The 13,395-nt window shown below is 44.4% G+C and carries 11 protein-coding genes and 1 riboswitch; of the genes, 9 read left to right on the top strand and 2 right to left on the bottom strand.

Annotated elements, in window-relative coordinates:
• Nucleotides 1–229 precede the first annotated feature (229 nt).
• On the bottom strand, nucleotides 230–1,120 hold the full coding sequence (locus GFC30_RS11020) for a LysR family transcriptional regulator (RefSeq protein WP_179946272.1): 891 nt from the start codon (nucleotides 1,118–1,120) through the stop codon (nucleotides 230–232).
• A 124-nt stretch (nucleotides 1,121–1,244) separates the two neighbouring features.
• Between GFC30_RS11020 and GFC30_RS11015 the strand changes: the two genes are divergently transcribed.
• The 8 genes from GFC30_RS11015 (at nucleotide 1,245) to ahpF (ending at nucleotide 11,636) form a co-directional block, all read left to right on the top strand.
• The gene (locus GFC30_RS11015) at nucleotides 1,245–2,159 is read left to right on the top strand and encodes a DMT family transporter (RefSeq protein WP_066325490.1); all 915 of its coding nucleotides are present in this window, start codon (nucleotides 1,245–1,247) and stop codon (nucleotides 2,157–2,159) included.
• 617 nt (nucleotides 2,160–2,776) lie between these two features.
• Nucleotides 2,777–2,917: a YrzI family small protein gene (locus tag GFC30_RS16595; RefSeq protein ID WP_084256319.1), complete on the top strand. Its 141-nt coding sequence runs from the start codon at nucleotides 2,777–2,779 to the stop codon at nucleotides 2,915–2,917.
• A gap of 126 nt (nucleotides 2,918–3,043) precedes the next feature.
• A complete protein-coding gene (locus tag GFC30_RS11010) occupies nucleotides 3,044–4,801 on the top strand; it encodes an ABC transporter ATP-binding protein (protein ID WP_066325488.1) in 1,758 nt (585 codons plus the stop codon).
• Nucleotides 4,798–6,816 (top strand): ABC transporter ATP-binding protein, encoded by a 2,019-nt coding sequence (locus GFC30_RS11005; RefSeq protein ID WP_066325485.1) that lies wholly within the window; start codon nucleotides 4,798–4,800, stop codon nucleotides 6,814–6,816. The genes GFC30_RS11010 and GFC30_RS11005 overlap by 4 nt, the downstream gene beginning before the upstream one ends.
• A gap of 681 nt (nucleotides 6,817–7,497) precedes the next feature.
• Nucleotides 7,498–7,974, top strand: a complete 477-nt coding sequence (locus tag GFC30_RS11000; RefSeq protein WP_066325482.1) for a PH domain-containing protein — start codon at nucleotides 7,498–7,500, stop codon at nucleotides 7,972–7,974.
• A complete protein-coding gene (locus tag GFC30_RS10995) occupies nucleotides 7,967–9,385 on the top strand; it encodes a PH domain-containing protein (RefSeq protein WP_084256317.1) in 1,419 nt (472 codons plus the stop codon). The genes GFC30_RS11000 and GFC30_RS10995 overlap by 8 nt, the downstream gene beginning before the upstream one ends.
• 145 nt (nucleotides 9,386–9,530) lie before the next feature.
• Nucleotides 9,531–10,094: an alkyl hydroperoxide reductase subunit C gene (gene ahpC, locus GFC30_RS10990; protein WP_066325480.1), complete on the top strand. Its 564-nt coding sequence runs from the start codon at nucleotides 9,531–9,533 to the stop codon at nucleotides 10,092–10,094.
• Nucleotides 10,095–10,106: 12 nt separating this feature from the next.
• On the top strand, nucleotides 10,107–11,636 hold the full coding sequence (gene ahpF / locus GFC30_RS10985; RefSeq protein ID WP_066325478.1) for an alkyl hydroperoxide reductase subunit F: 1,530 nt from the start codon (nucleotides 10,107–10,109) through the stop codon (nucleotides 11,634–11,636).
• A gap of 31 nt (nucleotides 11,637–11,667) precedes the next feature.
• Here ahpF and GFC30_RS10980 read toward each other — a convergent pair whose 3' ends face one another.
• Nucleotides 11,668–12,381, bottom strand: coding sequence for an NAD-dependent deacylase (locus GFC30_RS10980; protein WP_066325476.1), 714 nt, complete (start codon nucleotides 12,379–12,381; stop codon nucleotides 11,668–11,670).
• Nucleotides 12,382–12,520: 139 nt separating this feature from the next.
• A riboswitch (cyclic di-GMP riboswitch) is annotated at nucleotides 12,521–12,603 on the top strand.
• Nucleotides 12,604–12,643: 40 nt separating this feature from the next.
• Here GFC30_RS10980 and GFC30_RS10975 point away from each other — a divergent pair.
• Nucleotides 12,644–13,381 (top strand): hypothetical protein, encoded by a 738-nt coding sequence (locus GFC30_RS10975; protein ID WP_066325474.1) that lies wholly within the window; start codon nucleotides 12,644–12,646, stop codon nucleotides 13,379–13,381.
• Nucleotides 13,382–13,395: the final 14 nt, after the last annotated feature.

The raw sequence follows: 13,395 nt of genomic DNA, 5'->3' as shown, positions 1-13,395 counted from the left end.
TCCCTCGAACAAGAACGCCGGCGGGCAAATGTCATTTGCCCGCAAAGCGTTCATTGTTCGAGGTCCCGGTTGGCAAAGTGCCGACAACGGCAGAAAAGCTAGGAATAGAGCAATGTCAACGGGTTTTTATTGGTTAATCAACACGCCTAGATCAATTAATTTATCTCCCATAAAAATACTATGTCAACTATCGAAGTGGAAGAAGGACGAAGGGATAATCCTTCCTCCCCTACACTACGCCTTCTATGTGAACGAAGAGCTCCATCAACTGTTTTATCGGCTGTGATAACCATTTTTTGCGATGGTATACAAGCTGAAGGTATAGATTGATTTCCATCGATGGAAGGGGAATGCGTACCAACCTCTCTTTTTCTAATTCTGCTTCCACCGCCATGAGCGGCAAAAACGCAATGCCAAGACCATAAGCGACGCAGCGCTTGATCGCTTCAATGCTCCCCAATTCAATCGTGTATTCAAAACGAATGCCGTGATGGCGGTACAAACCTTCAATCATTTCACGATAGCTACAACCTTGTTCAGTGACAATGAGCTTTTCATTGCCCAACGATTGCAAGTTCATCTTCCCTGATTGAGCAAAAGGATGATCTGGTTTTACCACAAGCACTAACGGCTCTTTTTTAAGTACTTGAACGTGCAAATCTGGATCTTCTTGCTGCTCATCGAGAATGATAGCCAAGTCGAATGTTCCTTGTTTAACGCCTTTTAATAAGTTTTTGCAAATATTTTGTTGCAAGAGTAAATTGACTTTCGGATGTTTATGTTTAAATGCTTGCAAATACGGGGGAAGATAAAACCCGGCTACCGACTCAATCGTGCCGATCGATACGCTTCCTGTAAGCTCTGCCTGTGCGGAAAGGGTTTGTTTCGCTTCATCTAGCAAACTGACAATTTTATTCGCATACTCCAGCAACTCCGCACCGGCAGGCGTCAACTTAATCTTGCCTCCCCAGCGTTCAAACAAAACAACGCCAAATTCTTCTTCAAGCTTTTTAATTTGCGTCGTTACGCTCGATTGCGCATATCCCAGCATTTCGCCAGCCTTCGTAAAACTGTTCCATTTGGCTACTTCCCGGAACGTCTGCAAATAGTCGATGTTCATAGACAACAAACTCCTATCAAAAATATTGATGAGCGGTATCAATTATTATCGATAACACCTATGACCAATTATTTGTAGAATTTTATTATAACAAAATTTTGAAGAACGACGGGGAGGATTTTTCGTGGAAACTAAAAATACGAAAACATATATCTTTTTGTTTTTAACCGCTGCCATTTGGGGTGGTGCCTTTGTCGCAGGAAAAATTGCAACGGCCACTTTACATCCTGTCTCCGTTGCGTTTTTTCGCTTTTTCGGTGCCAGCTTGATTTTATTTCCATTGCTGTATTGGAAAGAGCCGAACCTTCCGACCCCAACGAAAAAAGACTGGGGAGTGTTTGCGCTGCTTGGGTTGACAGGGGTATTTTTATACAACATTTTCTTTTTTATCGCTACTAAATATGCGCCGATTGTGAAAAGCTCGCTAGTCATTGCCGTCAACGCGCCGTTAATTACGCTATTGTCCGCACTATTTCTTAAGGAAAAAATGAACGGAAAAAGTATATTGGGCATGGTGATGGCTTTATTTGGGGCTGTCTATATCATTACAAATGGCCATCCGTCCGTGCTCATCCAAATCGGCATCGCTCCCATCGACCTTGTGCTAGTGGGCGCATGTTTCAGCTGGAGTACATATTCCGTGATCGGAAAAGTCGCGATGAAAAAATATAGCCCGCTTGCATCGACAACGTACGCAACAGGCTTCGGAACGCTTTTTCTAGCTCCGTTTGCGCTACATTACACTTCTTTTACGTCCATTCAGGCGAGTGGATGGGATGTTTGGCTGAGTGTGCTGTATGTAGCGGTCATCGTTTCGGCCATTAGCTTCGTTTGGTGGTACAATGGCATTCAAAAAGTAGGTGCTTCGACCGCCTCTATTTTCATTAACGTAATGCCCATTTCCGCCTCCATTATGGGTACGATCTTTTTTAACGAACAGTTGAATCTCGCTCATACCATTGGAGCGGCGTTTGTATTCGGCGGCATTTTACTTAATATTTACAGCAAACAAACACGATTTTCTATTCAACGGCATTAGGCAAGGAGTCCCCCACCTCTAAGCAGAGGGAAGGTGGGGGAGTTGTTAAGAGGAGAATCCGTGAATTGGATCGCACTGTTGAATGTTGTCTCTGTGTGAAACAGGTGTAGTATGACAAAAAGAGAAGTGTAAAATGCCTATAGGCGGCGCTATGCCTTTCTTTTTTGCGATCGTCGCGGTCGTATTCATTTGTTCTGCCAAAAGACGAAACAGGGAATTGCAAAAAAGGAAAAAAATCGAGCTAACGATTACAGCTTATCGAACAGGCGGAAACGATAAATTAAGAAAATTTCCATAAAACCATTTACAACGTCACATGTTTTGGATATAATTTACTTTGTAACATGATTTCGGAAGGAGGGTGAACAAAATGAAAACAATGATCAAACGAACAGCACGTACAACTAAACATCCACAAACGATTCGACCTTCCGAGCCTGTTACGGTGATTTTAGTTTAAATAGTCCAACAAACGCCGCGGGAAGGAGATCGTTTGTTTCCGCGGCGTTTTTTCGCTTTTTAGCCGCGGAGTGCGCCATTCCCGCGGCTTTTTTATGCCTTAAAGCCGTGGGAACTCTCTGCTCTCGCGGCTTTTATTGATGAAAGGGGGGAAGACGATGACGATCCATTTATGGTTTGTGACTATCACCATTCAACGGCGACAATGGACGATGGAGGAGATCGAACATGAACGGCTTATCCGGCAGATCGAAGAAGAATTGACAAACCGGAAATGCTTGTTGCACCAATGGTTTTAAAACTTATCATCTACAAATTTAAAGGAGGAATGCACAATGGAAATACGATCGATATTTTTTACATTGTTAGATAGGGAGAAGGGAAGCGGCTAGATGATAATGACCAAACGAAGGGGATGATCCGATATGTTTTCGGTATTGTGGAAGCTGCGCTTCTTTTTTAAGCAGCATTGGAAACGATACGTCATCGCCATTTCCCTCTTAATTATAGGGGGAATGATAGAAACGATTCCGCCGAAATTGCTTGGACTCGCGATTGATGATCTGTATGCGGATGGGCTTACTAAAGGCAAGCTTATGGAATATGTCGGATGGCTCATCGGGTTGGCGTTAGTGATTTACGGCGTCAACTATATATGGATGTATCAGTTGTTCGGGGGGGCGTTTTTATTAGAACGAAGCATACGTTCTAGCTTTATGAAACATTTATTACAAATGACCCCGACGTTCTACGAAAAAAATCGCACCGGTGACTTAATGGCACGGGCGACGAACGATTTGAAAGCGATCGCCAACACTGCGGGATTCGGTATTTTGACGCTTGTCGATTCAAGCGCGTTTATGCTCGTCATTTTATTTACGATGGGCTATACGATCAGCTGGAAGCTGACATTTGCAGCGTTGCTGCCGCTTCCTATGATGGCGGTAGCGATGAATATGTACGGAAAAAAAATTCATGCACGTTTCACGAAGGCGCAAGATGCGTTTGGTGATATGAACGATTATGTGCTCGAGTCCATCTCGGGCGTCCGCGTCATTCGCGCCTATGTGCAGGAAAAAGCGGACGAGGCAAGGTTTCAGGCACTTACGGAAGACGTATTTCAAAAGAATAGGAAAGTCGCTCAAATTGACGCCCTCTTTGATCCGACCATTAAGTTGCTAGTTGGTCTGAGTTATTTGATCGGATTAGGGTACGGTTCATATTTCGTATTCCATCAAGCGATCACGCTCGGGGAGCTCGTTTCCTTTAACGTCTATTTAGGGATGATGATTTGGCCGATGTTTGCGATTGGCGAGCTCATTAACGTCATGCAGCGCGGCAACGCCTCTCTTGACCGCGTCAATGAAACGCTCGCCTATGTTCCTGATGTGCAAAACGCTCCTGATTCTTGTTCCGTCGAGGTACCGGAGTTGATTGTATTCGATCAAGTCGGATTTCGCTACCCGTCCTCAAACGTTCAAAATCTAAAAAACATTTCTTTTGTTCTTCGGCGTGGGCAAACGCTTGGGATAGTCGGACGAACAGGAAGCGGAAAAACAACACTCGTTAAACAATTTCTCCGACAGTATCCGTTAGGAACGGGGCGCATTACGATCTCGGGCATCCCGCTTGCACGAATCCCAATTGAGCAAGTGCAGCGATGGATTGGCTATGTGCCGCAAGACCATGTCCTATTTTCGAAAACAGTAAAAGAAAACATTTTATTTGGACACAAGGAGGCGACCGACGAGGAACTAAATCAAGCAATTGATTTAGCAGCGTTTCGTAAAGATATCGACAGGCTTCCAGAAGGGATTCATACGTTAGTCGGAGAAAAAGGCGTTGCCTTATCAGGGGGACAAAAACAACGGCTTTCGATTGCTAGGGCGCTACTTATCGATCCAGAAATTTTAATTTTAGATGATGCCTTGTCCGCCGTCGATGCGAAAACAGAAGCGGAGATTATGGAAAACATTCGCTGCGCTCGTGCTGGAAAAACGACGATCATTACGACGCATCGTTTATCAGCGGTCGAGCATGCGGATTGGATTCTTGTGCTAGAGGATGGAAAGGTAATCGAGGAAGGCACTCATATACAACTGCTTGCCAAAAACGGGTGGTATTATGAACAATGGCTCCGCCAGCAAGTAACAGCGGCTAAAGAAAGTGAGGTGTGTCGATGAGCGTCGGAAAACGGCTATTTGCCTATGCGCTTCAATATAAAAAAATGATGATTTTCGCGCTGTTCATGCTCGCTGTTTCGGTTGCTGCTGAATTGACGGGGCCGTTTATCGCTAAAAAAGTAATTGACCAGCACATTTTAGCGATCGAGTCGCCTTGGTATGAAGCAGCGAAAGGGGACAACGCCGTTTTTTATCAAGGGAAATGGTATAAGCGCGATCGTTATTTCAACCAAGGCGAAAAGAAGGGGAAAGAAGTCCGCGTTTTGCAAGTGGGACGGCATTACTACTTTGTTGCCCAATCGGTCGCCTTTGACGGCAGACGATCCGTCCGAGACGGTTTTCTTACGATTCGCAAGGGGGGCGAAGCGGTCTCCTATCCAGCAAAAAAACTAAGCACGAACGAACTGATGCGCTTTTATCGACCAGAAATTTACCGGATCGTGTTTTTGTTAGGCATTTATATGGCACTGCTCGTTGTAGCGACTGCGTTCCAATACGGACAGCGTTATTACTTGCAGATGACCGCCAATCGTATCATCCAGAAAATGCGAAATGATGTGTTTGCGCACATTCAACGCTTGCCCATTCGTTATTTCGATCGTTTGCCTGCAGGAAAAATTGTCTCACGTGCAACGAACGACACCGAGGCGATTCGCGAGCTTTATGTTACCGTATTGGCAACATTTTTTACAAGCTTGATTTATATTACCGGCATTTTTATCGCGCTATTTCTTTTAGACGTCCGTTTGGCGGCTGTCTGCCTCCTCCTTTTGCCGATTTTAGTTGTATGGATGAAAGTGTACCGGAAATATGCCTCGAAATACAACCATATCATTCGCTCGCGCTTAAGCGACATTCATGCGATGATTAACGAATCGATTCAAGGAATGACGGTCATCCAAGTGTTCGGAAGACAAAAAGAAACAGAGCGTGAGTTCGAGGAATGGAATACCGAATATTTCACGTACCAAAATAAACTTTTGTGCCTAAATGCGCTTTTGTCGCATAACTTAGTCGGCGTGCTCCGCAACGTGGCATTTGTCGCGCTCATTTGGCACTTTGGTGGGGATTCATTAAAAAGCGGAGTCATTTCTATGGGCGTATTGTACGCATTTGTTGATTATCTCAACCGCCTGTTCCAGCCAGTGACAGGTATGGTCAACCAGCTTCCGAACTTAGAGCAGGCACTTGTCGCGGCGAATCGAGTCTTTGCGCTTCTCGATGAACGAGGTGATGAGGTGTATGAAGGAGAAATGCCACGCTATAAAGGGAATGTCGTATTTGAAAACGTGTATTTCGGCTATAAAGAAGGCGAGTACGTCTTAAAAGACATCACGTTTACTGCCAAGCAAGGCGAAACGGTGGCGCTCGTCGGCCATACCGGTTCAGGGAAAAGCTCCATGATGAACTTGCTGTTTCGTTTTTATGATATTCAGCAAGGGCGCATTTTGATTGATGGGGTCGATATTCAAACGATGCCAAAACAATGGTTGCGCAAGCATATGGGAATCGTACTGCAAGATCCATTTTTGTTCACTGGAACGATCGCTTCTAATGTCAGCTTGCACGATCCGACGATTGGTCGGGACAAAGTAGAACAAGCACTGCGCGATATCGGTGCGGAACAGTTGCTACAAAACTTGCCAAATGGTTTTGATGAACCGGTCATTGAAAAAGGGAGCACGTTATCGTCTGGACAGCGTCAGCTCATCTCATTTGCCCGCGCCTTGGCGTTTGATCCGGCCATCTTAGTGCTTGATGAAGCGACTTCCAATATCGATACGGAAACAGAAGCAGTTATTCAGCAAGCACTCGACGTGTTAAAACAAGGACGGACAACGTTTATTATCGCCCATCGGTTGTCTACCATTAAAAATGCCGATCAAATTCTTGTATTAGACCGTGGCATGATCATCGAACGTGGCACCCACGACGAATTGATGGAAAAGAAGGGAAAATATTATCAAATGTATCAGCTGCAGCAAGGGGAGCAAACAGTAATAAGCGCAGGATAAAGGAACGTCGTTTCAAAAACCGACAGTGCTACAAACATGTTATCGATGTTTCACCTCATGCTGAAAGAAATCTTCCGCTTCTAAACGGGTAGTGTCAAAAATTCTATGAAAAGTACCCATGAGTTACCTACTAGAGGAAAGTAAAGGAAGGAGAGGGGAAGGCGAATTGCTGTTCACTATTGATATGGCTAGAACAGACATCTTCGAAATGAAGGGAAGCGGTAAGGGGTGTTGTGGTTTACTGCTCAGCAAACAAAGTCGCTACAAGTCTAACCTTTATGCGTTAGTATAGCCATTAGTTCACTAATAAGCCAACTTGCACTTTTTAAATCTGTTTAGAAAGTGAAGTTGGCTTATGGTATTGGCTGATTTTTAATGTGTCGTGCACGGTTTGTTTCTCTAGTTTCTTCCACGATACTATATACATGCAACTGGAGAGTTTAATTTATTTTTTCGACTGTCACGCGTCCGTGTGACAGTCGAAAAATGTTAACACTTCCATGTGCATTTATATAGTGAGATCACGAATGTTTATTATCCATTATTTTACTAAAAAACAAAAAATCATATGGTTGAACACAAGCTTTTCTTCCTCTTCCCTCGAACAAGAACATTTATGAACATTTTTGTTACTATCTATGGTAAAATAAAGAAATAGAAAGATGAGGGGGATTACAAAAAATGGTGCAGCTTTCAAAGCGCATTTCTGAGCGGGCGGTATCGGTTTGGCGAATACACGCGTTCCTTCGACTCGTGATATTTCTCCTTGGATATAGCATCGTTTCTTTTTTCATTTGGAGATTTGATGGGCCAAAATGGGTCGTTTTGTTGCTTGCTGTTTTGTTCCTTATTCATTTGTTTCTATCTGTTGTGGTATGGCCGCTCTGGCGTTGGCAACGGTGGCGTTACGATGTACGCGAAAAAGAAATGGAAGTCGAATATGGGGTATGGACAAGGAGGCGTACGCTTATTCCGATGAGCCGCGTCCAACACGTCGATTTCAGGCAAGGACCGTTGTTAAAAAAGTATCGACTCGCTTCGGTCGTTATTTTTACAGCGGCAACGGTACATGAAATTCCAGCACTTGATGAGCAAGAAGCCGAGAAGTTATGCCATGTAATCTCAGCGTTTGTCAAGGTGGATGATCGCGATGTTTGAAAAAAAGCGGCTTCATCCCATTTCAATCTTTTCTTATGTTGCGAAACAATGGAGAGATATGTTATTGCCGCTGTTTATGGCAGTTGTGCTGAAGGCTCGTGAAGTGTCGATGGTTTGGAATATCGCCGTTCCGGCTGTTGCTCTTTTCTATACGACATTGGCCGGATTTTTTACATGGCTACGCTTCACGTATCAAATCAATGATGAAGAGCTATACATTGAACAAGGGATATTCATTCGCCAAAAAAGTTCGATTCCATTTGAACGCATTCAAGGGATTTCTCTCTCCATCGGCTTTTTTCAGCGGTTGGCCGGAGTCGTTCAAGTACACATCGAAACAGCGGGCAATGAATTAGGAAAAGCAGAGGCGGTTTTGACGGCAGTGACGAAAGAAGAGGCAGAGCAAATCGCCCAGCAAATTCGAAGAGCGAAAGAAAAGGGTGGTTCGGCTGAAGCCATTTCGCCGATTTCCGGTTCGGAACTGTCTGACGATATTGCTTTCTCCCTTCGGTTTCGCGACGTGTTTTTATTATCGGCTACAAGCGGAGGAGTGTTTGGGGCACTAGCGGCCATTTCCGCCTTTATTTCTCAGTTAGACGATTTTATTTCATACGATGTTTTATATCGCGATATGCAAGGGGTAATTCGTAATGCGCTGGACGGCGCGCTGGCGCTTGTCGTTTTATTCCTCGTCGCTTATGCTCTTTCAGTTGGACGTCATCTGCTGCGCTATGCGTTTTTTACGGTTCGAAACCAAAAAGAGACGATCGGTATTTCCAGAGGATTATTTGAAAAACAACTGCTCACGGTATCAAAAAAACGAGTACAGGGGATGATAATAAAAGAAAACGTCATTCAACGCTTGCTTGGTTATGTTTCTGTACATATGATTCATGCAGGAGGTTCGTTAGACGGTGGAGAAAATGGGAGTATCGTTCTTTGTCCGTTTGTGAAAAAGGAACGGGCGGTTTCAGTTATTGCCGCTTGCTTTCCGGAGTACTGCATTCACCAGCAATTTCAACCGCTACCTCAACGGGCACGTGTTCGATATATGCTTCGGCCTGTGTACGTATTGGCGATTCCGATAAGTCCGCTCGCTTATTTCTTCCAACCATGGGGGATCGGATTGCTACTTTTGTTGCCTCTTGCTAGTTATCTTGGCTATAAAAGCTATCGAATGGCAGGGTGGACGATTTCAGGAGAGCAGCTCGCTTTGCGAAACGGTATGTTTCGTATCGAAACAATGTATACACGAAAATACTGTATTCAATCGATTGCAACGTCTGCGACATGGTTTCAGAAGCGGAAGCAGCTTCGTACACTTGCTGTTGCTGTAATGCCTAGAATGTTTTTCAAAGTCACCGATGTCGATGAAAAAGAGGCCGAAGCAGTGTATATGTGGGTACGATAAAACGGTAGTTTTGCATATCCCTTCACGAAAATCAAAAGAAACTAGAGCGAAGGGCTTGACAAATAGATACTACTATATGATAATAAATATCGAATTAAAATTATTATAATTTAAATGACCACTATTCTTAGGAGGTAGATGAGTAATGTCTTTAATCGGCAAACAAGTACAACCATTTAAAGCGATGGCGTATCACAATGGTAATTTCATCGAAGTAACAGACGAAAATTTCAAAGGAAAATGGAGCGTCGTTTGCTTCTATCCAGCTGACTTTACATTCGTTTGCCCAACAGAGTTAGAAGACTTGCAAAACCAATATGCAACACTAAAAGACCTTGGAGTGGAAGTATACTCTGTTTCCACAGACACACACTTCACACATAAAGCATGGCACGATACATCGCCAGCCATCAGCAAAATCGAATACGTGATGATCGGCGATCCATCGCAAAAACTATCGCGCATGTTTGAGGTGCTTGATGAAGAAACAGGTCTTGCACAACGCGGGACGTTTATTATCGATCCAGATGGCGTCGTGCAAGCGGTAGAAATTAACGCAGACGGTATTGGCCGCGATGCAAACACAATCGTAAACAAAATTAAAGCAGCACAATACGTGCGCAACAACCCAGGAGAAGTTTGCCCAGCAAAATGGCAAGAAGGAGCAGAAACGCTTAAGCCTAGCCTTGACCTTGTAGGTAAAATTTAAGGAGGGCTTCTCATGATATTGGATGCGGAAATTAAAACGCAGCTCGCCCAATATCTACAATTGATGGAAAATGACATTGTGTTAAAAGTGAGCGCGGGAGACGACAAAGTTTCCCGCGATATGCTTTCGTTAGTCGATGAACTTGCCACAATGTCCTCGAAAATCAAAGTAGAGCAAGCAACGCTTGATAGAACGCCAAGTTTTAGTGTTAATCGTATCGGAGAAGAAACAGGCGTTGTCTTTGCGGGCGTACCTTTAGGACATGAATTCACGTCGCTTGTCTTAGCGCTACTTCAAGTAAGCGGAAGGCCGCCAAAAGTCGATCAAGCGGTTATAGAGCAAATTAAAAACTTAAAAGGTACCTATCGTTTTGAAACATACGTCAGTTTGACGTGCCATAATTGCCCAGATGTCGTCCAAGCATTGAACGTCATGAGCGTTTTAAATCCGAACGTTTCGCATACGATGATTGACGGGGCAGCGTTTAAAGACGAAGTTGAACAGAAAGGCGTTATGGCGGTGCCGACCGTTTTTTTAAACGGCGAACTGTTCGCTAGTGGACGTATGTCGCTTGAGGAAATTCTCGCAAAATTGGGAAGCACACCAGACGCTTCCGCCTTTGCCGACAAAGAGCCGTTTGATGTGCTTGTTGTCGGCGGTGGACCAGCAGGGGCAACAGCTGCGATTTATGCGGCACGGAAAGGCATTCGCACTGGTATTGTTGCCGAACGCTTTGGCGGGCAAATTTTAGATACGCTAGGCATTGAAAACTTCATTAGCGTGAAATACACAGAAGGGCCGAAGCTTGCTGCAAGCCTTGAAGAGCATGTCAAACATTACAATGTTGACATTATGAACTTGCAGCGCGTCCAACGGCTAGAAAAGAAAGAATTGATTGAAGTAGAGCTTGAAAATGGTGCAGTTTTAAAAAGCAAAACGGTTATTCTCGCCACAGGTGCGCGCTGGCGCAATCTTGGTGTACCAGGAGAAGCAGAGTTTAAAAACAAGGGCGTTGCCTACTGCCCGCATTGCGACGGTCCGTTGTTTGAAGGAAAACACGTCGCGGTTATTGGCGGGGGGAACTCTGGTATTGAAGCGGCGATTGACCTTGCAGGAATTGCCAAACATGTCACCGTGCTTGAATTTGCGCCAGAATTAAAAGCGGACGCTGTGTTACAAGACCGCTTGTACAGCTTACCGAACGTAACGGTCATCAAAAATGCCCAAACGAAAGAAATTACCGGAACAGACAAAGTTGACGGCATTACGTATATTGACCGGGCAACCGGCGAAGAGCACCACATTGAATTGCAAGGCGTATTCGTGCAAATTGGTCTTGTACCAAATACTGAATGGCTCGAAGGGGTCGTGGAACGCAATCGCTTCGGTGAAATTATTGTCGACAAACACGGTGCGACAAATGTCCCAGGCGTCTTTGCGGCAGGGGACTGCACTGACAGCGCATACAAACAAATTATTATTTCGATGGGCTCAGGCGCTACCGCTGCGTTAGGAGCGTTTGACTATCTTATTCGAAATTAAAGAGAGAGCCGACGGCTCTCTTTTTGCTATACTAACGTAATGTTTTATCGATTTCTTGTAAAACATCCCCGATTTTTCGGTTGTGAATAGTGAGATCTGCCCATTCGTCTAGTTCCGTCGGTTCCATGTTAACGATGATTAATTTTGCACCGTTTCGTTTCGCAAGGAGCGGCAATTGATTAGCTGGCGATACTTGCAAAGAAGAGCCAAGCACGATCCATAAATCGGCTTGTTGTGCGGCTGTCCACGCTTGGTCGATGGCATCAGGTGGAAGCGATTCGCCAAATAAGACGACGGAAGGGCGCAAAAAGCCGCCGCATGTGCACTCAAACTGTTCGTCTAAATATCGTTTGGCATCGTATGTTTGTTGACAGCCTAAACAATGAACGGTTCGCAACGTCCCATGCAATTCAATCACATTTGTGCTGCCTGCTTGTTGGTGAAAGCCATCGACATTTTGCGTGACGATTTGGTGGACGAGCCCTCGCTTTTGCCAATTGGCTAAAATCATGTGCCCAATATGTGGCTGACATTCGCGAAGTGTGCGAATGCGATATTGGTAAAACGCGATAAATTCTTCCCGATTATGTTGTAGCGCATACGTACTTGCTAATTGTTGCGGATTTTTTGTATGCCAAAGCCCCGTTTTTGCCGACCGAAAATCAGGCAACCCACTTTCTGTCGACATTCCTGCACCGGTAAACACGACCGTAGACGTTGATTCTTTTAGCCAGTTTGCGAGCATCGTTTTCCTCCTTTGCACAAATAGTTTGATGCTATATAAACTTCTACGTTTGCTTCTTCTGTCCTTGTGTGTTTGCATATTTTTGCTAGAAAAATAGGGATTTTGTCTTGATTGTAAGAAAAGAAAAGCGTGGTATAATTTTTTATAAGGGCACAGCTAAGGAAACTTAGCGTCGCAAAGCTAGAGGGGCTAAGGGAGACCCTATGCCAGCCAGCTGCCATTACCAAACAAATCTTACTACATCCATAAGGAGGGAACGGTAATGTTCAAAAAGGGATTACCAATTCTACTAGCTTCGATGCTTGTCGCATCTCCGGTGTTTGCGGCGAAGCATGATGAAAAGCACGTTGCGAGCACGAAACATGCAGAAAAAAGTGAGTTTGTGGTAAAAAAGCTAGCGGAGAAAAAAGAGAAAAGGGAAGTAGAAAAAGAGAAGCGAGAATTAGCAAAACAAAAAAAAGAACAACAAATGCTTGTGAAAAAATTAGCACAATTGAACAAAAAAGTTGGGAAAATCAGTGAACGAATGAATAGCGTAACCGCTGAAATCCAAGCGCTTATCGAACCGAAAGAGCAACCAGCACCAACGGACACTACGCCGACGGATTCTACAACGCCAACAACAGCACAAACACAAACACCGGGTGATCAACCAAGTGTGACGACTGGAGCAACCGGTGAGCCATCGACAACAAGCCAAACAACAAGCCAAACGACAAGCGATACGGTTACCCCTTCTCCTACGGTAACAGATAACCAAACAACGGTGGAGAAAGAGGATGAAGGCGATAGCGAGGAAGCAAAACAAGAGCAAATTGACGAACTCATGGGCAAACTGCTCTCGCTTTCTAATCAACTGAAAGCAGTGAAAAATGAAATCCGTGCATTAGAAAAGAAAGTAGGTTCTAATAACCAAGACATTCAGCAATTAAAAGAGAAAGTAAAAACATTGGACGAGCAGCTCCAACAAAATAAAAAAGCGTTGTTTACGCTTCTATAAAAAAGGGCACCTGA

This window comes from Anoxybacillus amylolyticus, from assembly GCF_001634285.1.
Lineage (GTDB): Bacteria > Bacillota > Bacilli > Bacillales > Anoxybacillaceae > Anoxybacteroides > Anoxybacteroides amylolyticum.
The sequence above is the reverse complement of the archived record's forward strand: the minus strand, read 5'-3'. Positions and strand labels throughout refer to the sequence as shown.

Excerpts from the sequence above, each read along its gene's own strand:
- GFC30_RS11020 (WP_179946272.1), bottom strand. The coding sequence starts at position 1,120 with ATGAACATCGACTATTTGCAGACGTTCCGGGAAGTAGCCAAATGGAAC.
- GFC30_RS16595 (WP_084256319.1), top strand. The coding sequence starts at position 2,777 with ATGACGATCCATTTATGGTTTGTGACTATCACCATTCAACGGCGACAA.
- GFC30_RS11010 (WP_066325488.1), top strand. The coding sequence starts at position 3,044 with ATGTTTTCGGTATTGTGGAAGCTGCGCTTCTTTTTTAAGCAGCATTGG.
- GFC30_RS11005 (WP_066325485.1), top strand. The coding sequence starts at position 4,798 with ATGAGCGTCGGAAAACGGCTATTTGCCTATGCGCTTCAATATAAAAAA.
- GFC30_RS11000 (WP_066325482.1), top strand. The coding sequence starts at position 7,498 with ATGGTGCAGCTTTCAAAGCGCATTTCTGAGCGGGCGGTATCGGTTTGG.
- GFC30_RS10995 (WP_084256317.1), top strand. The coding sequence starts at position 7,967 with ATGTTTGAAAAAAAGCGGCTTCATCCCATTTCAATCTTTTCTTATGTT.
- ahpC (WP_066325480.1), top strand. The coding sequence starts at position 9,531 with ATGTCTTTAATCGGCAAACAAGTACAACCATTTAAAGCGATGGCGTAT.
- ahpF (WP_066325478.1), top strand. The coding sequence starts at position 10,107 with ATGATATTGGATGCGGAAATTAAAACGCAGCTCGCCCAATATCTACAA.
- GFC30_RS10980 (WP_066325476.1), bottom strand. The coding sequence starts at position 12,381 with ATGCTCGCAAACTGGCTAAAAGAATCAACGTCTACGGTCGTGTTTACC.
- GFC30_RS10975 (WP_066325474.1), top strand. The coding sequence starts at position 12,644 with ATGTTCAAAAAGGGATTACCAATTCTACTAGCTTCGATGCTTGTCGCA.